Genomic DNA, 24259 nt, shown 5'->3' with positions numbered 1-24259 from the left:
TCCTTCAGCGCGAGAAATCGACGAGCACGCGGCCCGAGCTCGCGCCATCGAGCTGCCGTGCGCTGTGCTCCATCAACGCGCCCAGCGCGATGTGCTGCACATGCGGCAGCACGGCCGCCATGTCGGGTTTCCATTCGACCGCGAGCTTCGTCCACAGTCGCTTGCGCTGCTCGACCGGCGCATTCGCCACGATGCCGAACAGCTGAGCGCGCCGCATGATGAAGGGCAGCACGCTGCCCTCGTAGCTGTTGCCGGCTGCATTCCCCACCGATGCCACGGCGCCGCCGTCGGCCATCGAGCGCAGCAGCCACGACAGCATCGGCCCGCCGACGTTGTCGATGGCGGCGGCGAAGCGCGGCTTCTCGAGCGGGCGTTGCGCCGCGTCGAGCACGGCGGCATCGATCACCTCGTGGGCGCCGATGGCGCGCAGCCGCTCTTCCTGCGCCATGCGGCGTGTGATGGCCGCCACGCGATAGCCGGCGCGCGCGAGGATGGCCGTGCCCAGCAGGCCGACCGCACCGCCCGCGCCGCTCATCGCCACGCTGCCCGTGCCGGGGGCGATGCCGAGCTCGATGAAGCGCTCGAGCGCCATCGCGGCCGTGAAGCCGGGCACGCCGATGACGGCCGCCTCGTGCGGCGTGAGCCCCTGTGGCACGGCCTGCACGTGCGCGGCGGGCACGCGCACGCAGGCGGAGAAGCCGCCGTCGAACGCGATGCCGGTCTGGAAGCCGTGCACGAGCACGGCCTGGCCGGGCTCGAAGGACGCCACCGATGACGCGAGCACCTCGCCGACCAGCTCGATGCCCGCCACGCGCGGGTACGACGCGATGATCTTCGCGCGGCCGTGCAGCGAGAGGCAGTCCTTGTAGTTCACGCCCGCATAGCGAGTGCGCACCACGACCTCGCCGGCCGACAGGTCGTCGAGCCGCAGGGTCTCCAGCCGGCTCTGGACCTGGCCTTCGGCGGTCTGGTGCGTGCGAAGGGCTTCGAATGTCTGGGGAATGGGCATGGGGCCATCTGACCAGCCCCGGACCGCATCCGCAAGCCGGTGTTTCGCCTGTCGAAACACGGCTCGACCGCGCGTGCCGCGCGGCGCCACCATGCCTGCCCTCAACAGGAGACCCACTCGATGACCACAGGCACCCGCGCCACCCGACTGTTCGGCGACCACTTTCTCGAACGCCTGCAGCCCGACGAGCAGGCCACCGTTCAACAGGTGCGCGACCTGTGCCGCGACACGCTCGGGCCGCAGGCCGACGCCGTCTCGCGCGAGGACCTGTTCGCCTGGGACACCTTCCGAACGCTCGCGCGCGAAGGCGTGATCGCCACCGCGTTCCCGCGCGAGTACGGCGGCACCGATGCGCGCCAGGCCCTGCGCATCCGCCTCATCGAGGAACTGGGCCGCGTGTGCAGCACCTCGGCCTCGATGATCACGGGCACCGACCTGTCGAGCCGCGCCATCGTCGCGGGAGCGAGCGAGGCACTGCGCCGCGAGATCGTGCCGCGGCTGTGCACCGGCGAGCTGCAGGCAGCCTTCGCGCTGACCGAGCCCGGCGCGGGCTCCGACGTGCGTGGCCTCTCGACCACGATCCGCCGCGAGGGCGGGCGCTACCTCGTCACGGGCCGCAAGAAGTTCATCACGCGCGCGAGCACGGCCGACTGGTTCGCGGTGGTGGGCCGCGCCGAGGACGATCCCTCGGTGTTCATCGCGGTGCTGATGCCGCGCGATGCCAAGGGCTTCCACATCGGCGCGGAGGTCGGCAAGCTCGGCTGGTTCGGCGTGCCGATCTCTTCGCTCGAGTTCGACGCGGTCGAGGTGCCCGCCTCGCACCGCCTCGGCGCGGAGGGCGATGGTTTCTCGCTCGCGCAGGACGCGCTGCTGCGCGCGCGCATCGGGCATGCCGCGATGGCGCTGGGCCGTGCCATCGGCGCGGTCGAGATCGCGAGCCGCTATGCGAGCGACCGCACCGTGTTCGGCAAGCGCGAAGGCGAGCACCAGGGCGTGCAGTGGATGCTGGCCGACATGGTCACGCAGATCGAGGCCAGTCGTGCCCTGCTCGCGCTCACGGCCGACAAGTACGACGCCGGCGCGAGCGACGTGTCGATCTTCGCGTCCATGGCCAAGCTGCAGGCCACCGACCTGTGCATGAAGGTCGTGACCGATGCGCTGCAGCTCACGGGCGGGCGCGGCTACCTGCGCGACTTTCCGCTCGAGCGCTTCTTCCGAGATGCCAAGCTCAACCAGATCGGGGAGGGTGCGAGCGAGGTGCACAAGACCGTCATCGGCCGCGACCTGATGCGCCGCGCGCCGCTGGCCGAGCGCAACCCGTGCCTGCGCGACGGACCGCTCACCGACTACTGAAGGCTCAGATCACCTTCTGCGCGCGCAGCGCGGCCAGCGCCGCGGCGTCGAGGCCGAACTCGCCATAGACCTCGGCGTTGTGCTCGCCGGTGTCGGGCCCCGTGCGCGGGATCGGCAGTTCGCGGCCCGGCACGCGCGGCACCACGCAGGGCGCGGGCAAGCTGCCGTAGTCGGGGTCGGGCAGCCGGATGATCGCCTCGCGCGCGCGGTAGTGCGGGTCCTGCTCGATGTCGGCGATGGTGAAGATCTTGCTGAAGGGAATGCCGGCGTCCTCGAGCCGGCGTTCGATGGTGTCGTAGTCGTGCGCGGCGAACCATGCGCCGAGCCCTTCGTCGAGCGCCACGAGGTTCAGCACGCGCGCGGGGTTGCTGGCAAAGCGCGGGTCGCTCGCCCACTCGGGTTTGTCGACGGCCGCGCACAGCCGCTGGAAGATCGGGTCCGACGACGCGACCACCGAGACATAAATGCCGTCGCGGCTGCGGTACATGTTCGAAGGCGCGGTGTAGCTCGCGCAGTTGCCCGCGGGCATGCGGACCGTGCCGAGCTGCTCATGCTCCACGGGCAGCGGGTCGAGCAGGCGGAACAGCGCCTCGGTGGCGGCCAGGTCCACCTCGCAGCCCAGCGCCTGCGGGTCACCGCGCAGCCGCGCCATTTCCGAGGCGATGGAGAAGGCGCAGAACAGCCCCGCCACCGCATCGCCCACCGGGAAATTGCTGTGCAGCGGCGAGCCACCCGCTTCGCCCGTGAGGTTGGTGAAGCCGCTCATGGCCTCGAAGATGCGCGCGAAGCCCGGCCGCGACTTGTAGGGCCCGGTCTGGCCGAAGCCCGTGAGCCGCACCACCACGAGCCGCGGGTTGGCGCGATGCAGCGTGGCCAGGTCCAGTCCCCAGCGGTCGAGCGTGCCGGTGCGGAAGTTCTCCACCAGCACGTCGAACTGCGTCACCAGCCGAAGCAGCAGCGCGCGGCCTGCAGGCTGGCGCACATCGAGCGTGATGCCGCGCTTGCCGCGGTTGGCGATCTTCCACCACAGCGCCTTGCCGTCCTTCACGGGCTGCAGGCCACGCAGTGCGTCGCCGCCGCCGGGCAGCTCGAGCTTCACCACCTCGGCGCCCTGGTCGGCGCACAGCGTGGCGCCCAGGGGCGCGGCCAGCACGGTGGCCATGTCGAGGATGCGCACGCCCGAAAGGGCGCCGCGCGCGGGTCGTCGTGGGGTGTCGTCGGGGGAATGCAAGCGTGGCTCCAAGCCGGGGCGAAGGGCTCCGGGTACGAGCCGGTTTTGCCAGACGGCGCGCGGGCCAACAATCGCTGTTTCGCACAGCGAAACACCCTCCGCGTTTCATTGACGCCCCATTTCGAACGGCCAATCATGCCCACACCACCGCGCTCCTCCTCCCGCATGACAAGCATCGCGCTCCCGGGTCTCGTCGATCCGCACGACCTCACCGCCGACCGCCAGTTCTCGATGAACCTGGCGCGCGGCATGGAAGTGCTGCGCGTGTTCACCAGCGCCGACCCGGTGCTCGGCAACCGCGAGATCTCGGACCGCAGCGGCCTGCCCAAGCCCACGGTCTCGCGCATCACCTACACGCTCACCTTGCTGGGCTACCTGAGCCGCGACGGCGCCACGCAGAAATACAGGCTCGGGCCCGGCGTGCTGTCGCTGGGCTACCCGCTGCTGGCCAGCATGCAGGTGCGCCAGATCGCGCGGCCCATCATGGAAAGGCTGGCGCGCGAGACGGGCTGCTCGGTGAACCTGGGCATGCGCGACCGCTCCGACGTGGTGTACGTCGACACCATCCGCACCGACAACACCAACACCCACATGCCCGACATCGGCAGCACGCGCCCGCTGCTGGCCGCGGCGATCGGCCGCGCGCTGATGCTGGCCTGCACCGCGCCGGAACGCTCGGCCATCCTCAACCGGCTGCGGCTGCAGGACGCGGCCCTGTTCCAGCAATTGCGCCCCGCGTGGGAAGCCGACCAGAAGCTCTTTGCCGCGCGCGGCTTCTGCCACTCGCGCGGCGACTGGAAGAAGGACATCCACGCCGTCGCCGTGCCCGTGCGCGTGCCGCCGCGCGAAACGCCGCTGGCGATGAACTGCACGCTCTCCACCTACCGCTCGCCCGGCGAGCGCATGGAGCGCAAGGTCGCGCCGCTGCTGCTCGATGCCGTGCGCCAGCTCGAAACCGCGCAAGGCCTGCGCTGAACCAGAAACCGGAACCCCGAACCCATGATCCGCAGCCCCGACAAGTTCAACGCCCTGCTCGCCGAAGTCCGCGACTTCATCCGCAACGAATGCATGCCCATCGAGGCCGAGGTCGACCGCGACGACCTCATCCCCGAGCCCGTGGTCGAGCGCATGCGCGCGCTGGGGCTGTTCGGCCACAGCATTCCTGAGCAGTACGGCGGCGCGGGGCTCACGAGCGAAGAGCTGTCGCTGGTGAACATGGAGGTCTCGCAGGCCGCCACCACCTTCCGCGCGCGCTTCGGCGGCAACACGGGCATCGCGTCCGAGTCGCTGGTGGTCGACGGCACGCCCGAGCAGAAGCAGCGCTGGCTGCCCGAGCTGGCCAGCGGCCGCCTCACGGGCTGCTTCGCGCTCACCGAGCCCGAGGCCGGTTCCGACGCCACCGCGCAGCAGACCGTGGCCGTGCGCGACGGCGACCACTACCGCATCACGGGCCGCAAGTGCTTCATCACCAATGCGCCCATTGCCGGCCTGTTCACCGTGTTCGCGCGCACCGACCCGCAGGCCAGGGGCGCGGCCGGCATCACGGCCTTCCTGGTCGAGCGCGACACGCCCGGCCTCTCGGCGCCCGCGGGCTATCGCAAGATGGGCCAGCACGGCTCGCCGGTCGGCGAGGTGATCCTCGAAGGCTGCCGCGTGCACGCATCGGCCATCGTCGGTGGCGTGCCGGGCCTGGGCTTCAAGACGGCGATGAAGGCGCTGAACAAGCAGCGCATCAACCTCGCGGGGCTGTGCATCGGGCCGGCCATCCGGCTGGTCGACGAGATGGTGGCACGCGCCGCATCGCGCCGGCAGTTCGGCCAGGCCATCGGCGAGTTCCAGCTGGTGCAGCAGATGATCGCCGAGAGCAACACCGAAGTGCACGCCGCCCGCGCGCTGCTGCTGGAGACGGCGCGCAAGCGCGACGACGGCGCCGACGTGACCATGGAGGCCTCGATGTGCAAGCTGTTCGCCTCCGAGATGTGCGGCCGCGTGGCCGACCGCGCGGTGCAGGTCTTCGGCGGCGGCGGCTACATCAACGACAACGTGGCCGAGCGCTTCTACCGCGACGTGCGGCTGTTCCGCCTCTACGAAGGCACGAGCCAGATCCACCTCACCAACATCGCGCGCCGCACCATGGCACGAGCCGGGCACCAGACCTGAGCCGGCGGCGCGCGCCAGCCATCATCAACGGAGACAACCCATGACCCTCAAAGGCACCCTGCTGGCCGTGCTCTTCGCCGTCCAGTCCCTCGCAATGACCGCGCCCGCATTCGCGCAGGGCAACTACCCGAGCAAGCCGATCCGCATCATCGTGCCGTTCACCGCCGGGGGCGTGGTCGACTCGATCGCGCGGCTGGTGGGCGAGCGGCTGTCGGCCAAGTACGGCCAGCCCGTCATCGTCGAGAACAGGACCGGTGCCGGCGGCTCGATCGGCACCGACTACGTGGCCAAGGCCGCGCCCGACGGCTACACGCTGCTGTGCGTGAGTCCCGGCCACGCAGTCACGCCGAGCCTGATCAAGGGCGTGGCGTGGAATCCCGTGCGCGACTTCCGCGCCATCGAGGGCTTCGGCGTGATCCCCAACGTGTTCGTGGTGCCGACCGAGGTGCCGGCCAAGACCATGGCGGAGCTGGTCGCGATGGCGAAGAAGGCCAATCCGCCGCTGACCTATGCGACGGCCGGCGTGGGCACCTCGAACCATCTGTCGGGCGAGCTGCTGGCGCAGAGCGCGGAGATCAAGCTCACGCACGTGCCCTATCGCGGCCAGCCCGATGCGCTCGGCGATCTGCTCGCGGGCCGCGTGACGATGATGCCGCTCACCGTCGCGCTGGCCGTGCCGCACATCAAGGCCGGCAAGCTGCGGCCGCTGGCCGTGACCACGAGCAAGCGCTCCAGCGCCTTGCCCGACACGCCCACCGTGGCGGAGGCTGCGGGCCTGAAGGGCTACGACGTGGGCACGTGGTTCGGCTTCGTCGCGCCGGTGAAGACGCCCGATGCCATCGTCGCCAAGCTGTCGGCCGACGTGGCCGAGATCCTGGCCGATCCGGCGATGAAGCCCAAGCTCGACGTGCTCGGGCTCGAGGTGGCGCCGCAGGGCCCCAAGCAGTTCGACGCCTTCATCGCGAGCGAATACGACAAGTGGAGCAAGGTCATCAAGACGGCGGGCATCGAGGCGCAATGAACATCGCAAGCGAATCGCCCGTGCGGCCGCCGTTGTGCGACCGGCTGGGCATCCGTCATCCGATCTTCGGCTTCTCGCACTCGGTGGACGTCTGCGCGGCCATTGCGCGGGCGGGCGGCTTTCCGGTGCTGGGACTCGCGCGCGAGCTGCCGCACGAAATTCCGCACATCCTGGCCGAGGCGAGCGAACGCATGGCGGGCCTGCCGTACGGCATCGACCTGATGCTGCCCTCGCAGGTGCCCGACGAGGCCGCGAGCATCGAGAGCGTGCGCGCGCAACTGCCTGCGCCGCACGTGGCCTTCGTCGACGGCCTGCGCGACCGCTTCCAGGTGAAGCCGCCGCAGCGGCCCAGCTTCTTCACGAGCCAGGTGCGCACCCGGGCGCTGTTCGACGCGCAGATCGAGGCCGTGCTCGACTCCGACGCGCGCGGCGTGGCCACGGCCATCGGCCTGCGCGCCGACCTCATCGAGCGCGCGAAGGCGCGCGGCAAGCTCACCTTCTCGCTGGTCGGCTCCGTGCGGCATGCGCGCAAGGCGCTCGACATGGGCGTGGAGGTGCTGGTGGCGCAGGGCTACGACGCGGGTGGCCACACCGGCACGGTCGGCACGCTCTCGCTGCTGCCGCAGGTCATCGCCGAAGCGGGCGAGGTGCCGGTGTTGGCGGCCGGCGGCATCGCCACCGGCGCGCAGGTGCTGGGCGTGCTGGGCATGGGCGCGCAGGGCGCGTGGCTCGGCACCTTGTGGATGGGCGCGAAGGAGAACCACACGCCGCCCGCGCTGCTGCAACGGCTCATCGCCAGCGGCAGCGAGGACACCCTGATCACGCGGGCCCACAGCGGCAAGCCCTGCCGCGTGGTGCGCAGCGACTGGATCGACGCCTGGAACGAGCCTGGCGCGCCCGCGCCGCTGGGCATGCCGCTGCAGCAGGCGCTCACGGGCGACGTGTTCGCCTCGATGCACGAGTTCGACGACGCGCGGCTGATCTACGAGGCGGCCGGCCAGAGCGTGTTCGGCATCGAGCGGGAGACCACGGTGGGCGAGCAGATGGATGCGCTGGTTGACGGCATGCGGGGGGCGTGGGAGCGCATGCGGGGCTGGGAGGCTCACTAGAGGCGAAGACCCCGATACAGCCACACGACCTCGCGCGGCTGCGGGAAGGCAAGCTATTGACTGAACATGTAGCTGAACATGTCGCCGAAGTCCTCATAGACCGGATTGTTGCCCGTCCCCGATTCGTGGATCACGATCATGTTGTTTGCCTTCAGCATGAAGTCGTTGTACTTCGCATTGGTCGATCCGGTGAGCGAGTAGTAGTGCGGCGTTCCACCCTGCGTGTACGCGAATTGCGAAGTCTTGCCGTGCGTCTTCTTGTTGCGGTGAACTTTGGCGCCAGGCAACGGGCTGTAGTCATCGCCGTCATCGTCGTCGTCCATGACGACAAACTTGACGTTCGATGTGGATGAACTCGATAGATCGAGGCCATGCTGCAGCGCCATCTCATGGATGTCGGTCATGAGCGCGGAACCCAGCTCCGACCACGCGTTGTTGTGGAAGCGGAGGTAGGCCTGATCCATCTTGACGTACGGGGCCGTGACATTGGCGCCCGTATTGATGGTCTGCATGATCTTGGCCATGGGATTGGCGGTGGTCGACCAGACGTTGGTTCCGTAGTACGGATAGAAGTAGGCAGAGATTCCGCTCGAGTCCTCGGCATAGTTCAAGCCGCCCGAGGCGGTGTGCAGGCTCTGCATGGTCGCCCGGAACGCGGCCGGGCTCGTGTCCTGCGCATGGGGCCACAGCGCGCTGTCGAAGTATTTCTTGTAAGCCCCGTAGAGACCATCGTTCTGGCTGACGATCACGCCCGCCTGGTGCCAGTTGTTGCCGCTGACCGGGCCATAGGCGCGCCACTCGTCGAAGTTTGCGGTGGCGGTGTAGACGACGCTGCTTTGATCGCTCGTTCCGCTGCGAATCTTGTTGATCAGCATGAACTTGTTGTGCATCTGTTCGTCGGACCCGGTGCCCCAGCCCACGAAACGGTAGGAGAGGTTGGGGCCGCCGTTGGCATCGAGATAGGCCTTGACCTGCGCGATGGAGGCGTCGCTCGCCAGGTGAATGATCATTTGTACCTTCACCCCGGCCTGTGCCGCCTTGCAGTACGAATAGATCAGTTTCTCGGAATCGCTTCCCGCGAAGTCCGAATCGGAAACGTTGAGGTAGGTCGATGCATTGCCCGGGTTGAATCCGACATAGGCATCGAGCGCCATCTTGTAGGTAGCGGAGCGGATTTCCACCGTTTCCGTGGGATGGGCGGTCTTGTAGGCAATGGCGTTCTGGATCAGGTCGGAAAACTTCGCGACCACATGGCCGGGTCCGCCCACCGTGCTCCCGCTTTCGGCCATGTGGCGTTGCTCGATGACTTGGACCTTGGCGGTCCCCTTGGTGCGGACCGGGTAGATCACTGCATGCGCGACATTGGAAAGAAGGATCGCCGCCAGGCCGATCCATACGCTCCTGCAAAGGAGGGAGGTCGATTTTTTCATCGGTAGAAGCTCGTTGGAATGGGTGAGGGAAACCTCGCCGTTCGATTCGTTCGGCGAGCGGGCTGCTTGTCTCCGGGTACTACAGCGTCATGAAATGCCTGGCGCATCGAAGCGATGTTTTTCTCCCTTCGCTGCTTTCCTCGGTGCGCCGCAAGGTGCATCCCCCGACCGGCGCAGTGTCGAGTTGGCATCGGGTGCCGTCCAATCGCATTTCCGAGGTCGGGGTGGTCGAAAACCGATGGGTCGGCGGTGCGGCAATCCGCGTCTTCCTCGGGTTCCATTCGAGGCATTGATCCGTCATGCGCGCGGCGAACTCGTTCATCGCCCCGCAGCGGGCAGTCTGGCTGGGAACCAATGAATGCAGGCCCATCGGCCAGCCACGGGGGAAAGCGCGCATGCGCGCCCCAGGCCGATGTGAGAGCCTTCGCGGCTCGCTGTCATCGAGCCTTGATGCCTCGTCCCATGTTTCACCAGTATTACAAGTGGATCCGATGCTTTCATGCTGTCGCCAGGACAGGCGGCTTCACCGCGGCGGCGCATTACCTGCGCATCGGCCAGCCCACGGTGACCGATCAGGTCAAGGCACTGGAGATTCGCTTCAATGTCGAACTCTTCCTGCGCGGAAGTCGTACCGTGAGGTTGACCCCGACGGGCGAGCGGCTCTATGGCATCACCCAGGGCCTGTTCGGCCAGGAAGAAGAAGCGATCACTTTTTTGCAGAATGCACAGAAGCTCGGAGCCGGATCGATCCGCATCGGAACGGTCTCTCCTCCCATCGCGCTGGAACTGGTCCGACGGTTCAAGAGCACCCATCCGTCGCTCGAGGTGACGGTCTCCATCGGATCGGAAGAATCGACCTTGCGCGGTTTGCACGATTTCGACATCGACGTCGGCCTGCTGGTGGAGCCGCCGCCCACCGAGGGCTTGCACAGCGCAGCATTTCGTAGCGAGCGAATCGTCGCGGTGGTTCCCGTCGACCACCCCTGGACGCATCGCACGTCGATCGTGACGCGGGATATCGAAGGCGAAGCGGTCATCCTTCGGGAGGCCGGGTCGAAGACGCGACAGCGTGTCGAGCGCGCGTGCCGGCAAAGGAACGTGCGCCTGAACTGCGTCATGGAGATCAACAGCCGTGAAGCCATCCTGCACGCCGTTGCCTGCGGCATGGGAATCGGTTTCGTCGCGCAGGTGGAGTTCATCCCCCTGCAGGGACTGTGCGCCATCGCGATCGAGGACGAGGAGCTGTCGATCAGCTATTCGCTGTGCTGCCTGTCGGTGCGCCGGGATCGCGCGCTCATTGGCGCGTTGTTCGAAGCGACCACGCCCTGAGCAGGGGCCGAACCGCCGACCTGCCCAGTTCCGCGGAATCGCTTGTTCCGCGACGCGGCTTCGGGCGCTGGAGACACGGAACCGTGTCATTGGTGCCTTCGACAGGAATCGAACCTGTATCTGAGTCTTAGGAGGACCCCGTTCTATCCATTGAACTACGAAGACGGTGGGCGGCTGGACTTTACCAGTTCGTCCGGTCTTTCCTGCGACAGCGCGCCCGCGCTCAGCGCAGCCCGACGCGCGAGGCGTGCCAGCGCAGGGCGGCGGCGCGGGCCGGGTCGGTGGCCTCGATGCGGTCGGCGCGGCGTTGCAGGGCGCGCATCTGCTCGACCTCGGCGATGACCTTGTTGGGGCTCAGCAGGGTGCCCAGCAGCATGTCGGCCTCGAAGGCCAGCCTCTTGAGGACGACCGTGGCGCGACGCAGCAGCTTCGCGGGGGCGGACGATCGGTCGAGGCTGGGCATGGCGGGAAGCTCCTGGGCATGGAAAGTGGACGGGGGCGTCGATTTTATAGGGTTAACCCGAATCCCCTGAGGAGGCGGGGTCGGGCCTGCGAAAGCGCCTCTCGCCAGCGCGCCGAACGCATCGCGCGAGCGGTCCGCGATGCGTTGCGCAGGGCCCGCGCGCGCATCGCCGCGACCGATCGCGGGGTGGGCTTACCCCGATACGGAATCTTCAAAAAATTGACCGCGATCAAGCCGGCGCGTTTCGCGCACGCGCACCATCTGCGCTGTTCGGATCCGGCTCAGACTCACGAAAAAAAAGAGCGCACCCTCTACAGCAGGAGACAACAGATGAAGCATTTCATTCCGCGCCTCGGCGCGTGTCGCGCACGAGTCCTGGTCGCCACCGCCGCCGCCGCGGTGATGGCAGCCGCCACCCCCGCATGGGCCTGGGAACCCGCCAAGCCCGTCGAGTTCGTGATCCCCGCCGGCACCGGCGGCGGCGCCGACCAGATGGGCCGGTTGCTGCAAGGCATCGTCATCAAGTACAAGCTGATGAAGGAGCCGCTGATCGTCGTCAACAAGTCGGGCGGCGCGGGTGCCGAAGGCTTTCTCTCGGTGAAGGAAGCCAAGGGCGATCCGCACAAGATCATCATCTCGCTGTCGAACCTCTTCACCACGCCGATGGCCACGGGCGTGCCCTTCAACTGGAAGGACATGACGCCGGTGGCGATGCTGGCGCTCGACCAGTTCGTGCTGTGGACCAACGCCGAGCAGCCGTACAAGACCGCGGGCGAGTACGTGGCCGCGGTGAAGGCGGCGGGCCCGAACAAGTTCAAGATGGCCGGCACCGGCTCGAAGCAGGAAGACCAGATCATCACGGTCGCGCTCGAGAAGGCCACGGGCACCAAGTTCATCTACGTGCCCTTCAAGGGCGGCGGCGAGGTCGCGGTGCAGCTGGTGGGCGGCCACGTGAACTCCACCGTGAACAACCCGATCGAGGCGGTGGCGCAGTGGCGCGCGGGCAAGCTGCGCGCGTTGTGCGTGTTCGACGACGAGCGCATGCCGTTCAAGGCCAAGGTCACCGACACGCAGTCGTGGAACGACGTGCCCACCTGCAAGGAAGCGGGCGTGCCGGCCAAGTACACGATGCTGCGCGGCATCTTCATGGCACCGGGCGTCAAGCCCGAACAGCTGGCCTTCTACAAGGACCTGCTGACCAAGGTGATCGCCACGCCCGAGTGGAAGGAATACATGGAGAAGGGCGCCTTCAACCCGACCTTCATGACCGGCCCCGATTTCGAGAAGTGGCTCGCCAGCGCGGAAATCACGCACAAGACGCTGATGACCGAAGCCGGCTTCCTGGCCGCCAGCAAGTAACAGGCAAGAAGGCTCCGGCGGCCGGGCGCGCCGCCGCGATGCATCGGACGACGTGAGCATGCGCCCGCGCGGGCGCGTGGCGTCGCGCCCGGTTTTCTCTCTCGACAACAACACGATGGGGGCTCCATGGAGCACGACGACAACGTATCCGACCCGGCCGCGCGCACGGGCGTGGCCACGAACAAGGTCGAGGCGGTGGTGGCACTGCTGCTGCTGGCGATCGGCCTGGTGGTGATCTTCGAAAGCCGCCGGCTCGGCGCGGGCTGGACCAGCGACGGCCCGGGCGCGGGCTACTTCCCGTTCTTCATCGGCCTGATCATCACGATCTCGGGCATCGGCATCCTCTACCAGTCGCTGCTGGGCAAGAACCGCAACACCGAGGTCTTCGTCGACCGCGAGCAGCTCAAGCGCGTGCTCTCGGTGCTGCTGCCGGCGGTGGTCTACGTGCTGGGCATCGCGCTGCTCGGCCTGTATGTGGCCTCGGCGGTCTACATCGCGCTGTTCATGGTGATCCTGGGCAAGTACTCCTGGGTCAAGGCCGCGATCGCGGCGCTGGCCGTGAACACGCTGTTCTTCTTCATGTTCGAGGTCTGGTTCAAGGTGCCGCTGTTCAAGGGCGCCCTGGATCCGCTCTCGTTCCTCGGCTACTGACACCTCACGGAGCACAAGCGAAATGGAAGAAATCGGTGCCCTGATGCAGGGCTTTTCGGTGATCCTGACACCGACCAACATCGGCCTGATGTTCGTCGGGATCATCCTGGGCGTGCTGATCGGCGTGCTGCCCGGACTGGGCGGCGCCAACGGCGTCGCGATCCTGCTGCCGCTCACGTTCACGATGTCGCCGACCTCGGCGATCATCATGCTGTCGTGCATCTACTGGGGGGCGCTGTTCGGCGGCGCCATCACCTCGGTGCTGTTCAACATCCCGGGTGAGCCCTGGTCGGTGGCCACCACCTTCGACGGCTACCCGATGGCGCAGCAGGGCCGCGCGGGCGCGGCGCTCACCACGGCCTTCACTTCGTCGTTCGTGGGCGCCTTCCTCGCGGTGGTGATGATCACCTTCCTCGCGCCGCTGGTCGCCAAGTTCGCGCTGAAGTTCGGCTCGCCCGAATTCTTCGCGGTCTACCTGCTGACCTTCTGCAGCTTCGTTGGCATGGGCAAGGGCTCGCCGTTCAAGATCCTGGCCTCGATGGCGCTGGGCTTCGCGCTCGCCAGCGTGGGCATGGACACGGTCACGGGCCAGCTGCGCCTGACCTTCGGCCAGCCCGAGCTGATGCGCGGCTTCGACTTCCTGATCGCGGTGATCGGCCTGTTCGGCATCGGCGAGATCCTGCTGTCGATGGAAGAAGGGCTGAAGTTCTCGGGCAAGAGCGCGAAGATCGATCCGAAGGTGGTGCTGCAGACCTGGAAGCAGCTGCCGCAGTACTGGATGACCTCGCTGCGCAGCTCGCTGATCGGCATCTGGATGGGCATCACCCCGGGCGGCGCCACGCCGGCCTCGTTCATGGCCTACGGCCTGGCCAAGAAGATGTCCAAGCGCGGCTCGAAGTTCGGCACCGGCGAGGCCGAGGGCGTGGTCGCGCCCGAGACCGCGGCGCACGCGGCCGGCACCAGCGCGCTGCTGCCGATGCTGGCGCTCGGCATCCCGGGCTCGCCGACCGCGGCGGTGCTGCTGGGCGGCCTGCTGATCTGGGGCCTGCAGCCCGGGCCGCTGCTGTTCGTCGAGCAGAAGGACTTCGTCTGGGGCCTGATCGCCAGCATGTACCTGGGCAACATCGTCGGCCTGATCGTGGTGCTGAGCACGGTGCCGCTGTTCGCCTCGATCCTGCGCATCCCGTTCTCGATCATCGCGCCGGTGATCATCGTGATCTGCGCCATCGGTGCCTACACCGTGCACAACGCGATGCTCGACATCTGGTTCATGCTGGGCTTCGGCGTCATCGGCTACCTGTTCAAGAAGCTCGACTTCCCGCTCGCGCCGCTGGTGCTGGCGCTGGTGCTCGGCGACAAGGCCGAGGACTCGTTCCGCCAGGCCATGCTGGTGTCGCAGGGCGACGTGATGATCATGTTCTCGAACCCGCTGGTCGGCGGCATCACCACCCTGGCGCTCACGCTGCTGTTCTGGCCGCTGATCTCCAAGCTGCTGGCGCTCTTCAAGCCGAAGAAGCCCGACGAGTTCGCCGTCGAGCGGCCGGTCGATTGAACCCGGAGGTCACGCCATGCCCGTCATCGCACTGACCCAGGAAATGGGATCGCTCGCCAAGGACGTGTCGGTTCAGCTCGCCGAGGAGATGGGGCTGGAATCGATGCGCCACGAGGTCATCGAGCGCGTCGCCGACCGCATGCAGGTCTCGACCAGCCTGATCGGCCGCCTGCGCGGCGGCAAGGCCGGTTTCGTCGAGCGGCTCACGACCGACCGGCGCAGCCTCGCGCTCTACACGGCCGAGGAGCTGTTCGCGCTGGCCGACCGCGGCAACGTGGTGCTGCGCGGCTGGGGCGCCACCTGCCTGCTGCGGCCGGTGCCGCACGTGGTGTGCGTGCGCATCACGCGCTCGCTGAAGAAGCGCATCGACTGGCTGATGACGCACCTGGAGACCGACGACGCCGAGTTCGCCGAGGCCGAGATCCGGCGCAGCGACGAGGCGCATGCGGCGCGCATGCATGCGCAGTTCGGCGTGAGCTGGGGCGACCCGGTGCTCTACGACCTGGTGCTCAACACCGACCGGCTCACGGTCGACAGTTGCGTGGCGCAGATCCGTGCGCTGGCGGCGCGGCCCGAGTTCGCCGAGACCGCGCGCTCGCGCGCGCTGCTGGCCAACATGGCGCTGGCGGCACGCGTGAAGGCGGCGCTCAAGGACGCAGCGGCCACGGCCGACATCCGCGTCACGGTGGAGGCCGACCACGGCCGCGTGAGCTTGCGCGGCATCGTGCTCGACGCGGACGAGCGCGCGCAGACCGAGGCCGTCACGGCCGCGGTGGAAGGCGTGGGCGCGGTGGACAACCAGCTGCGGCTGATGGCGACGACCCGGCGCTTCGCGTCAGCGAAACAGACCTAGGGGGTCTTGGGCGGCCTCAGATCTTCCCGCGCTTGCGCAGCCGACTCAGGGTTTCTGCGGAGAGATTGAGGTAGGACGCGAGCTCCTTGCTCGGGATGCGGTCCACGAGCTCGGGGTGCTTGCGCAGGAAACGGTGCACCCGGCCCGGCGCGTCCAGCAGGTGCAGCGTGATGGTGTGCGCCATGATCTCGCTCATGCCGCGCATCACGAGGAACTCGAACAGTTCCTTGGTCTGGGGATGGCTCGCCAGGAAGGCGGTCCATTCCTTCAGCGGCAGGCTCGCCACGCGGGCCTTGGTGACGCAGACGATGCCGTAGGGCGTGGGCGTGCCCAGGCGCATGGCCGCGTAGCTGGTCTCCATGTCGTTCTCGTCGGCGAAGCGCAGGATCATCTCCTTGCCCTCCGGGTTGCTCACCACCCGCTTGAGGATGCCGTCGAGGATGAAGTACTGCTCCATCTCCCGCACCCCCTGGTGCAGCAGGAAATCGCCCTTGTTGCCGTCGACGATCACCAGGTGAGCCTCGAGCTCGGCGCGCTCGCCCTCGTTCAGGTCCTTGAGCAGGATGTTCTGCCGGAGCTGGGCGCGAATGATGTTCTTCTCCGGGTGGTTTTCCAACAACGTCATGGTCACCGTCTTGCTCGATTTCGTCGCCTGCGGCGCCGCTTCATCGGGGGTCGGCGCCGTTTTCGGGAAAGTTGACCGAGGTCAACGGCCGAAAGGATGGCCCGAATCATAGTCGCGGCTCGGGCCTCGGCCATTCACCCCAGCAGAAGGAGAGACATGTCTTCAGTTAGCACAGCCAAAGAGGCGGCCACGACGCTCGATGAGGCGATCAAGCCCAAGAGTCGGCCAGCCAACGGCGCCGCCGACGATCAGCAACTCGTCGCGCGCGCCCTCCAGCAGATGACGCAGGAAGCGCCGGAAGCGGAAACCACCGATGGTTTCCACCTGGTGATCGATGCGCTGAAGCTGAACGACATCGACACCATCTTCGCGCTGCCGGGCATCCCGATCACCGACCTGACCCGCATGGCGCAGGCCGAGGGCATGCGCGTGATCTCGTTCCGCCACGAGCAGCACGCCGGCAATGCCGCCGCTGCCGCCGGCTTCCTCACGCAGAAGCCCGGCATCTGCCTCACGGTGTCGGCGCCCGGCTTCCTCAACGGCCTGACCGCGCTGGCCAACGCCACCACCAACTGCTTCCCGATGATCCTGATCAGCGGCTCCAGCGAGCGCGAGATCGTCGACCTGCAGCAGGGCGACTACGAGGAGATGGACCAGCTGGCGATCGCCAAGCCGCTGTGCAAGGCCGCGTTCCGCGTGCTGCACGCCGAGGACATCGGCGTGGGTATCGCGCGCGCCATCCGCTCGGCCGTCTCGGGCCGCCCCGGCGGCGTGTACCTCGACCTGCCGGCCAAGCTGTTCGCGCAGACGATGGACGCCATCAAGGGCAAGAACTCGCTGATCAAGGTCATCGACCCCGCGCCGCGCCAGATCCCGGCCGCCGACGCCGTGCAGCGCGCGCTCGACCTGCTCAAGGGCGCGAAGCGCCCGCTGATCCTGCTGGGCAAGGGCGCCGCCTACGCCCAGGCCGATGCCGACATCCGCGCGCTGGTCGAGAAGACCGGCATCCCCTACCTGCCGATGTCGATGGCCAAGGGCCTCTTGCCCGACACGCATGCGCAATCGGCCGCCGCCGCGCGCTCCTACGTGCTGCAGGAAGCCGACGTGGTGCTGCTGGTGGGCGCGCGCCTGAACTGGCTGCTCTCGCACGGCAAGGGCAAGACCTGGGCGCAGGAGAAGGGCGCCAAGCAGTTCATCCAGATCGACATCGCGCCGACCGAGATCGACAGCAACGTGGCGATCGCCGCGCCGGTGATCGGCGACATCGGCTCCTGCGTGGCCGCGCTGCTCGCGGGCATCGACGCCAAGTGGGCCAAGCCGCCGACCGAGTGGACCGGCGCGATCGCCGAGCGCAAGGACAAGAACCTGTCGAAGATGGCCGCCACGCTCGCCGCGCGTCCCTCGCCGATGAACTTCCAGAGCGCGCTCAGCGTGATCCGCGACCAGGTCAAGGCCCGGCCCGATGCGATCGTCGTCAACGAAGGCGCCAACACGCTGGACTTCGCGCGCAGCATCGTCGACATGTACGAGCCGCGCAAGCGCCTCGACGTGGGCACCTGGGGGATCATGGGCATCGGCATGGGCTTCGCGGTGGCCGCGGCCGTGGTCACGGGCAAGCCGGTGATCGCGATCGAGGGCGACAGCGCCTTCGGCTTCAGCGGCATGGAGGTCGAGACCATCTGCCGCTACAACCTGCCGATCTGCGTGATCGTGTTCAACAACAACGGTGTCTACCGCGGCACCGACGTGAACCCCAGCGGCACGCCCGACGTGGCGCCCACCGTGTTCGTGAAGAACGCGCGCTACGACAAGCTGATGGAAGCCTTCGGCGGCGTGGGCGTGCATGCGACCACCGCCGACGAGCTGCAGGCGGCCCTGACCGAGGCCGTCGCCACGGGCCGCCCGACCCTGATCAATGCCGTCATCGACGAGACCGCGGGCACCGAGAGCGGCCGCATCACCAGTCTCAACCCGGCCACGGCGAAGAAGAAGTGATTCCTTTCATTCCAGGAGATTCGACATGAGCAACAAACCTCTCAACGGCATCAAGATCATCGACTTCACGCACGTGCAAGCCGGTCCGGCCTGCACCCAGCTGCTGGCCTGGTTCGGCGCCGACGTGATCAAGGTCGAGCGCCCCGGCGCCGGCGACGTCACGCGTTCGCAGCTGCGCGACATCCCCGACGTGGACGCGCTGTACTTCACCATGCTCAACAGCAACAAGCGTTCGCTGACGCTGGACACCAAGCAGCCCGAGGGCAAGGTGGTGCTCGAGAAGCTGATCAAGGAATCGGACGTGCTGGTCGAGAACTTCGGCCCCGGTGCGCTCGACCGCATGGGCTTCAGCTGGGAACGCATCCAGGAACTGAACCCGAAGATGATCGTCGCCTCGGTCAAGGGCTTCAGCGACGGCCACCACTACGACGACCTGAAGGTCTACGAGAACGTTGCGCAGTGCGCGGGCGGCGCCGCCTCCACCACCGGCTTCTGGGACGGCCCGCCGACCGTGAGCGCCGCGGCGCTGGGCGACAGCAACACCGGCATGCACTTGGCGATCGGTATCCTCACGGCCATCATCGGCCGCGAGCAGACCGGCAAGGGCCAGCGCGTGGCCTGCTCGATGCAGGACGCCGTGCTCAACCTGTGCCGCGTGAAGATGCGCGACCAGCAGCGCCTCGATCGCCTGGGCTACCTCGAGGAATACCCGCAGTACCCGCACGGCACCTTCAGCGACGTGGTGCCGCGCGGCGGCAATGCCGGCGGCGGCGGCCAGCCGGGCTGGGTGCTCAAGTGCAAGGGCTGGGAGACCGACCCGAACGCCTACATCTACTTCACCGTGCAGGGCCATGCCTGGGCACCGATCTGCGACGCCATCGGCAAGCCCGAGTGGAAGACCGATCCCGACTACATGACCGCCAAGGCGCGCCAGCCGCACATCACCGACATCTTCGCGACCATCGAGGGCTGGCTGGCCGACAAGACCAAGTTCGAGGCGGTCGACATCCTGCGCAAGTTCGACATCCCCTGCGCGCCGGTGCTGACGATGAAGGAACTGCTCAACGACGAATCGCTGCGCAAGAGCGGCTCGATCGTGGAAGTGCCGCACAAGGAGCGCGGCACCTACTTCACCGTGGGCAGCCCGATCAAGTTCTCGGACCTCAAGCCCGAGATCACCGGTTCGCCGCTGCTGGGCGAACACACCGACGACGTGCTGGCCGAACTCGGCTACAGCCAACAGCAGATCGCCGCGCTGCACGAAGCGAAGGCAGTCTGACCCAGGCGTTCCCCCGGGGCTTTTCCAGTCCACGAAGCGCCGGGGGGCGCGGTATTTCGGATGCGTCGAGGCGGGAGGCCAGCATGCAAGCTTCAGTGGATTTCAGGCAGCTCGTCGAAGGGGCGGGCGATGCCATCATGGTGTGCGATGCGGCCGGGGCCATCGTGCTGTGGAACCCCGCGGCCGAACGCATCTTCGGCTTCACCGAGGCCGAGGCGCTGGGTCGCTCGCTCGACCTCATCATTCCCGAGCGCCAGCGGCAGCGCCACTGGGACGGCTACCACAAGACCATGGACACCGGCATCACCAAGTACGGTGCCGATCTGCTGCGCGTGCCGGCCCTGCACAAGGACGGCCGCACCTTGTCGATCGCCTTCACGGTGTCGATGCTGTTTTCGCCACAACGCCAGGTCTCGGGCATCGTCGCCATCGTCCGCGACGAGACAGCCCGATTCGCGGAAGAGCGCAAACTGCGCGCTCGTCTGCTAGAAGCGGAAACCACGATCAAAGAAGGAGACAGTCGATGAGTCAAGCGCTGGAGGGTGTCCGCATCCTCGATTTCACCCACGTGCAATCCGGCCCCACCTGCACGCAGCTGCTGGCCTGGTTCGGCGCCGACGTCATCAAGGTCGAGCGCGCCGGCGAAGGCGATGCCACGCGCGGCCAGCTGCGCGACATCCCCGGTGTGGACAGCCTCTACTTCACGATGCTGAACCACAACAAGCGCTCGATCACGCTCGACACCAAGAACCCCAAGGGGCGCCAGGTGCTCGACGAGCTGATCAAGACCTGCGACGTGCTGGTCGAGAACTTCGCGCCCGGCGCGCTCGACCGCATGGGCATCACCTGGGAACACATCCAGAAGCTCAACCCGCGCATGATCGTGGCCTCGGTCAAGGGCTTCGGCCCCGGCAAGTACGCCGACTGCAAGGTCTACGAGAACGTGGCGCAGTGCGCCGGCGGCGCGGCGTCGACCACCGGCTTCGAGGATGGTCCGCCGATGGTGACCGGCGCCCAGATCGGCGACAGCGGCACCGGCCTGCACCTCGCGCTCGGCATCCTGGCGGCGCTGTTCCAGCGCAACAGCACCGGCCGCGGCCAGAAGGTGCTGGCGCCGATGCAGGACGCGGTGCTCAACCTGTGCCGCGTGAAGATGCGCGACCAGCAGCGGCTGGAACGCACGGGCACCATGCACGAATACCCGCAGTACCCCGACGGCAAGTTCGGCGACGCGGTGCCGCGCGCGGGCAATGCCTCGGGCGGCGGCCAGCCCGGCTCGATCCTCAAGTGCAAGGGCTGGGAGACCGACCCCAACGCCTACATCTACTTCATCACGCAGGCGGCCGTGTGGCCGGCGGTGTGCAAGGTGATCGGCGAGGAAGGCTGGATCACCGACGAGGCCTATGCCACGCCGGCCGCGCGCCTGCTGCACCTGAAGCCGATCTTCGCGCGCATCGAGCAATGGACCATGACCAAGGACAAGTTCGAGGCCATGGAGATCCTGAACCAGTACGACATTCCGTGCGGGCCGATCCTCTCGATGAAGGAGATCGCCGCCGACGAATCGCTGCGCGAGACCGGGACCATCGTCGAGGTCGACCATCCCACGCGCGGCAAGTACCTGACGGTGGGCAATCCGATCAAGCTGTCGGACAGCCCCACCGAGGTGAAGCGCTCGCCGCTCCTGGGCGAGCACACCGAGGAAGTGCTGATGCAGCTGGGCTACGGCCTGGAAGACGTCGCGGCGCTGCGCGCCGAACGCGTGATCTGACGACGAAGAACGCGGCGCGGTAATTCCGCGCCAATTCGAACGAATCCGCAATTGATTCGCCAATGGCATGGCCGGCGGCGAAGGGATTCGTTCGTCTTCTTTTCTTGAATTGAATTGGAGTCATGCATAACTCCAAATGAATGCTCTCAATAAAATAGTTTGACTGTTATTTATCGTTCTGCACTTCTACAGTTTGAACATGCCGGCAAGTCATCCAATTCACCGCACGGCAGTCATTCGAAAGGAGCAGACCATGCAGAACCTCACGCCCGTTCAATACTGGCTCGATGAAACCGAACGCAATGCCTACAACGCCGCCTTCTACGAACTGGGACTGCGCTGGCACTGGGACCGTCAAACTTATTGCGACCTGATGGGCACGGCGCAGGAACCCGAAAAGCGCATTGGCCATTATCTCGAGGCGAATCATCCGCATCTGCTGCGCGCCTACGACGCGGCATTCCTGGCCGATGCGATCGAACAGAAGAAGGAAGCCTACAAGCGCCGCGAAGGCGAAGGTTCCGCGCCGCTTTCCAAGCGCCATTTCAATTGGGCCGAATGCCGCGGTGCCGAACTCGGCGCCTGAATTGCAATTGAATAGATCAAACAACGGCTGATTCGATGAACATCCACGAATACCAGGGCAAGGAAGTGCTGCGCCGCCATGGCGTGGCGACGCCGCGCGGTTTCGTCTGCCGCACGAGCGACGAGGCGGCCGATGCCGCCGCCCGGCTCGGCGGGCGTTCGTGGGTGGTGAAGGCGCAGATCCATGCGGGCGGACGCGGCAAGGGCGGCGGGGTGAAGCTGGCCTGGTCGGGCGCGGAGGTGCGCCGCCATGCGCAGGCGCTGCTCGGCATGACGCTGCGCACGCACCAGACGGGACCCGAGGGCCGGGTGGTGCGGCAGCTGCTGGTCGAGGAGGGGGTGGAGATCGACCAGGAGTTCTACCTCGGGATGGTGGTCGACCGCGGTGCGCGGCGCGTGGCGCTGATGGCTTCGAGCGAAGGCGGGATGGACATCGAGGAAGTGGCCGCGCGTTCGCCCGAGAAGATCCACACGCTGTTCATCGACCCCGAGACGGGGATCAAGGCGACCGAGGCCGATGCGCTCGCACGCTCGATCGGCCTCGCGGGCCGCGACGTGGTGCAGGCGCGCGAGTTCATGCAGAAGCTCTACCAGGCCTTCGATGCGAGCGACGCTTCACTGGCCGAGATCAACCCGCTGGTGCGCACGCGCGACGGTCGGTTGATGGCGCTCGACGCCAAGCTCAGCTTCGATCCGAACGCGCTGTTCCGCCAGCCCGAGATCGCCGCGATGCGCGACCTCGACGAGGAGGATCCGACGGAGATCGAAGCCTCGAAGTTCGACCTGTCGTACATCTCGCTCGACGGCGACATCGGCTGCCTGGTCAATGGCGCGGGCCTCGCGATGGCGACGATGGATGCGATCAAGCTCTATGGCGGATCGCCGGCCAACTTCCTCGACGTGGGTGGTGGCGCGAGCGTGGAGAAGGTCACCGCGGCCTTCCAGCTGATGCTGCGCAACCCACGCCTGAAGGCGGTGCTGGTCAACATCTTCGGCGGCATCATGCGCTGCGACGTGATCGCCCACGGCATCGTCGCCGCGGCACGCGAGACGGCCCTCTCGGTGCCGCTGGTGGTGCGCATGAAGGGCACGAACGAGGACCTGGGGCGAACCATCCTCGCGCAGTCGGAGCTTCAGATCATCGGTGCCGAGGATATCGGCGAGGCGGCTCGGCAGGCGGTTGTCGTGGCTCGGGTTCCTAAGGGGCAGCGATGAACTGGCGCTGTTTTTTGGGGCGAGCTTTTTGTCGTTCGTTGCGGGCACGCGCCGACGGGGTACTCCCCTCCGCGAATGTCCCCCGGCCTTCGGCCTCCTCCTTTATTTCGCTGCGGGGAGTACCCCGCCGACGCGCGCCAGACGCGCAGCAGTTGATCGGCCGGCACGACCCGAGCGCCTCCGTGCACAGGGCAGTGGGTGCTTCCCGCAGCGAAATAAAGGAGGAGCCGAAGGCGGGGGACATTCGCGGAGGGAAGTACCCGCTGTCCTGTGCACGCGCCCCGAACAGCAGCTCCAACAAAACAAGAGCGGACCTCACAGAGCGGTAAAGGAAAAAGATGTCGATCCTCATCAACCGCCACACCCGCGTCATCACGCAGGGCATCACCGGCAAGACCGGCCAGTTCCACACCCAGGCCTGCCTCGAGTATGGCCACGGGCGCCACTGCTTCGTCGCCGGCGTCAATCCCATGAAGGCCGGGCAGGCCATGGCCGGCATTCCCATCTACGGCACGGTCAAGGAAGCCAAGGCCCGCACAGGCGCCACCGTCTCGGTCATCTATGTGCCCCCGGCCTTCGCCGCCGCCGCCATCGATGAAGCGGTGGATGCCGAGCTCGACCTCGTGATCTGCATCACCGAGGGCATTCCCGTGCGCGACATGATCCGCACCCGCCGCCGCATGGAAGGGCGCAAGACCCTGCTGCTCGGGCCCAACTGCCCTGGCCTCATCGTGCCCGACGAGATCAAGATCGGCATCATGCCGGGCCACATCCACCAGCGCGGCCGCATCGGCGTGGTCTCGCGCTCGGGCACCCTGACCTACGAGGCCGCGAGCCAGCTCGGGCGCTTCGGCATCGGCCAGTCGACCGTGGTCGGCATCGGCGGCGATCCGGTCGGCGGGCTGCGGCACATCGATGTGCTGAAGATGTTCAACGACGACCCGCGCACCGACGCCGTCATCATGGTCGGCGAGATCGGCGGCGATGCCGAGGAAGAGTGCGCGCGCTGGATCCACGCCCACATGCGCAAGCCCGTGGTCGGCTTCATCGCCGGCGCCAGCGCGCCGCCCGGCAAGCGCATGGGCCATGCGGGCGCCATCATTTCCGGCGGCAAGGGCACGGCGCAGGAGAAGCTCGCCGTCATGAAGGCCTGCGGCATCCACGTGACCGACAACCCGGCCGAGATGGGGAAGCTGCTGGCCTCGCTGGTCGTTCCCGACTACCTGCCGTTCGACTAGGCCCCGCACCCGCAGCGCCTGTCGACCCACC

Annotated in this window: 23 protein-coding genes and 1 tRNA gene; 17 read left to right on the top strand and 7 right to left on the bottom strand. The window is 67.3% G+C overall.

Annotation, left to right across the window (positions count from 1 at the left end):
- Positions 1 to 4: 4 nt before the first annotated feature.
- Positions 5 to 1009, bottom strand: coding sequence for a YhdH/YhfP family quinone oxidoreductase (locus BM109_RS23280; protein WP_093347855.1), 1005 nt, complete (start codon positions 1007 to 1009; stop codon positions 5 to 7).
- A gap of 120 nt (positions 1010 to 1129) precedes the next feature.
- Between BM109_RS23280 and BM109_RS23275 the strand changes: the two genes are divergently transcribed.
- Complete coding sequence (locus tag BM109_RS23275; RefSeq protein ID WP_093347852.1) at positions 1130 to 2362, top strand: acyl-CoA dehydrogenase family protein; 1233 nt, start codon at positions 1130 to 1132, stop codon at positions 2360 to 2362.
- A gap of 4 nt (positions 2363 to 2366) precedes the next feature.
- Here the strand turns inward: BM109_RS23275 and BM109_RS23270 are convergent, their stop codons facing one another.
- The gene (locus BM109_RS23270; protein ID WP_093348361.1) at positions 2367 to 3524 is read right to left on the bottom strand and encodes a CaiB/BaiF CoA transferase family protein; all 1158 of its coding nucleotides are present in this window, start codon (positions 3522 to 3524) and stop codon (positions 2367 to 2369) included.
- A 234-nt stretch (positions 3525 to 3758) separates the two neighbouring features.
- Here BM109_RS23270 and BM109_RS23265 point away from each other — a divergent pair, with 234 nt between their 5' ends.
- The 4 genes from BM109_RS23265 to BM109_RS23250 are packed head-to-tail and all read left to right on the top strand — an operon-like array spanning position 3759 to position 7883.
- A complete protein-coding gene (locus BM109_RS23265; protein ID WP_093347849.1) occupies positions 3759 to 4568 on the top strand; it encodes an IclR family transcriptional regulator in 810 nt (269 codons plus the stop codon).
- A gap of 24 nt (positions 4569 to 4592) precedes the next feature.
- On the top strand, positions 4593 to 5753 hold the full coding sequence (locus BM109_RS23260; RefSeq protein WP_093347846.1) for an acyl-CoA dehydrogenase family protein: 1161 nt from the start codon (positions 4593 to 4595) through the stop codon (positions 5751 to 5753).
- Positions 5754 to 5793: 40 nt separating this feature from the next.
- Entirely contained in the window at positions 5794 to 6774 is a 981-nt protein-coding gene (locus tag BM109_RS23255; RefSeq protein WP_093347843.1) for a tripartite tricarboxylate transporter substrate binding protein, read from the top strand.
- Positions 6771 to 7883, top strand: a complete 1113-nt coding sequence (locus BM109_RS23250) for an NAD(P)H-dependent flavin oxidoreductase (protein ID WP_093347840.1) — start codon at positions 6771 to 6773, stop codon at positions 7881 to 7883. Before BM109_RS23255 ends, BM109_RS23250 begins: the two co-directional genes overlap by 4 nt.
- A gap of 53 nt (positions 7884 to 7936) precedes the next feature.
- Here BM109_RS23250 and BM109_RS23245 read toward each other — a convergent pair whose 3' ends face one another.
- Both BM109_RS23245 and BM109_RS41290 read right to left on the bottom strand, forming a co-directional pair.
- Entirely contained in the window at positions 7937 to 9313 is a 1377-nt protein-coding gene (locus BM109_RS23245; RefSeq protein WP_143129250.1) for a phospholipase D-like domain-containing protein, read from the bottom strand.
- Between the two features lie 79 nt (positions 9314 to 9392).
- Positions 9393 to 9635 carry a hypothetical protein gene (locus BM109_RS41290; RefSeq protein WP_177239440.1) on the bottom strand — a complete coding sequence of 81 codons (243 nt, stop codon included), beginning with the start codon at positions 9633 to 9635 and terminating at the stop codon, positions 9393 to 9395.
- A gap of 140 nt (positions 9636 to 9775) precedes the next feature.
- Here BM109_RS41290 and BM109_RS23240 point away from each other — a divergent pair, with 140 nt between their 5' ends.
- Entirely contained in the window at positions 9776 to 10642 is an 867-nt protein-coding gene (locus BM109_RS23240) for a LysR substrate-binding domain-containing protein (RefSeq protein ID WP_093347835.1), read from the top strand.
- Between the two features lie 90 nt (positions 10643 to 10732).
- On the opposite strand, the gene BM109_RS23235 is transcribed toward BM109_RS23240, so the two are convergent.
- Together BM109_RS23235 and BM109_RS23230 are read right to left on the bottom strand one after the other, a co-directional pair.
- Positions 10733 to 10807: transfer RNA gene (locus BM109_RS23235), tRNA-Arg, on the bottom strand.
- Positions 10808 to 10865: 58 nt separating this feature from the next.
- Positions 10866 to 11105 (bottom strand): hypothetical protein, encoded by a 240-nt coding sequence (locus BM109_RS23230; protein ID WP_093347832.1) that lies wholly within the window; start codon positions 11103 to 11105, stop codon positions 10866 to 10868.
- Positions 11106 to 11435: 330 nt separating this feature from the next.
- Here BM109_RS23230 and BM109_RS23225 point away from each other — a divergent pair, with 330 nt between their 5' ends.
- From BM109_RS23225 to BM109_RS23210, 4 genes are all read left to right on the top strand, one after another.
- A complete protein-coding gene (locus BM109_RS23225) occupies positions 11436 to 12464 on the top strand; it encodes a Bug family tripartite tricarboxylate transporter substrate binding protein (RefSeq protein WP_093347829.1) in 1029 nt (342 codons plus the stop codon).
- A gap of 126 nt (positions 12465 to 12590) precedes the next feature.
- Positions 12591 to 13115, top strand: coding sequence for a tripartite tricarboxylate transporter TctB family protein (locus BM109_RS23220; protein ID WP_093347826.1), 525 nt, complete (start codon positions 12591 to 12593; stop codon positions 13113 to 13115).
- Between the two features lie 22 nt (positions 13116 to 13137).
- Positions 13138 to 14667: a tripartite tricarboxylate transporter permease gene (locus BM109_RS23215; RefSeq protein WP_093347823.1), complete on the top strand. Its 1530-nt coding sequence runs from the start codon at positions 13138 to 13140 to the stop codon at positions 14665 to 14667.
- Between the two features lie 16 nt (positions 14668 to 14683).
- On the top strand, positions 14684 to 15520 hold the full coding sequence (locus BM109_RS23210; RefSeq protein ID WP_093347820.1) for a cytidylate kinase family protein: 837 nt from the start codon (positions 14684 to 14686) through the stop codon (positions 15518 to 15520).
- A 16-nt stretch (positions 15521 to 15536) separates the two neighbouring features.
- Here the strand turns inward: BM109_RS23210 and BM109_RS23205 are convergent, their stop codons facing one another.
- On the bottom strand, positions 15537 to 16145 hold the full coding sequence (locus tag BM109_RS23205; protein WP_093347817.1) for a Crp/Fnr family transcriptional regulator: 609 nt from the start codon (positions 16143 to 16145) through the stop codon (positions 15537 to 15539).
- 156 nt (positions 16146 to 16301) lie between these two features.
- Here BM109_RS23205 and oxc point away from each other — a divergent pair, with 156 nt between their 5' ends.
- From oxc to sucD, 7 genes are all read left to right on the top strand, one after another.
- Positions 16302 to 18140: an oxalyl-CoA decarboxylase gene (oxc, locus tag BM109_RS23200; protein ID WP_093347815.1), complete on the top strand. Its 1839-nt coding sequence runs from the start codon at positions 16302 to 16304 to the stop codon at positions 18138 to 18140.
- 25 nt (positions 18141 to 18165) lie between these two features.
- Entirely contained in the window at positions 18166 to 19419 is a 1254-nt protein-coding gene (gene frc / locus BM109_RS23195) for a formyl-CoA transferase (protein WP_057590855.1), read from the top strand.
- 83 nt (positions 19420 to 19502) lie between these two features.
- On the top strand, positions 19503 to 19946 hold the full coding sequence (locus BM109_RS23190) for a PAS domain-containing protein (protein ID WP_057590856.1): 444 nt from the start codon (positions 19503 to 19505) through the stop codon (positions 19944 to 19946).
- Entirely contained in the window at positions 19943 to 21190 is a 1248-nt protein-coding gene (frc, locus tag BM109_RS23185) for a formyl-CoA transferase (protein WP_093347812.1), read from the top strand. The genes BM109_RS23190 and frc (BM109_RS23185) overlap by 4 nt, the downstream gene beginning before the upstream one ends.
- Before the next feature lie 253 nt (positions 21191 to 21443).
- Positions 21444 to 21776 carry an HAD family hydrolase gene (locus tag BM109_RS23180; RefSeq protein WP_057590858.1) on the top strand — a complete coding sequence of 111 codons (333 nt, stop codon included), beginning with the start codon at positions 21444 to 21446 and terminating at the stop codon, positions 21774 to 21776.
- A 35-nt stretch (positions 21777 to 21811) separates the two neighbouring features.
- Complete coding sequence (gene sucC / locus BM109_RS23175; RefSeq protein ID WP_093347809.1) at positions 21812 to 22990, top strand: ADP-forming succinate--CoA ligase subunit beta; 1179 nt, start codon at positions 21812 to 21814, stop codon at positions 22988 to 22990.
- 338 nt (positions 22991 to 23328) lie between these two features.
- Positions 23329 to 24228, top strand: a complete 900-nt coding sequence (gene sucD / locus BM109_RS23170; RefSeq protein WP_093347806.1) for a succinate--CoA ligase subunit alpha — start codon at positions 23329 to 23331, stop codon at positions 24226 to 24228.
- The last annotated feature ends 31 nt before the right edge of the window (positions 24229 to 24259 follow it).

Source organism: Variovorax sp. PDC80 (assembly GCF_900115375.1).
Classification (GTDB): Bacteria; Pseudomonadota; Gammaproteobacteria; order Burkholderiales; family Burkholderiaceae_C; genus Variovorax.
Note: the sequence above shows the minus strand (reverse complement) of the source record. Positions and strands in the feature narration are given on the sequence as shown.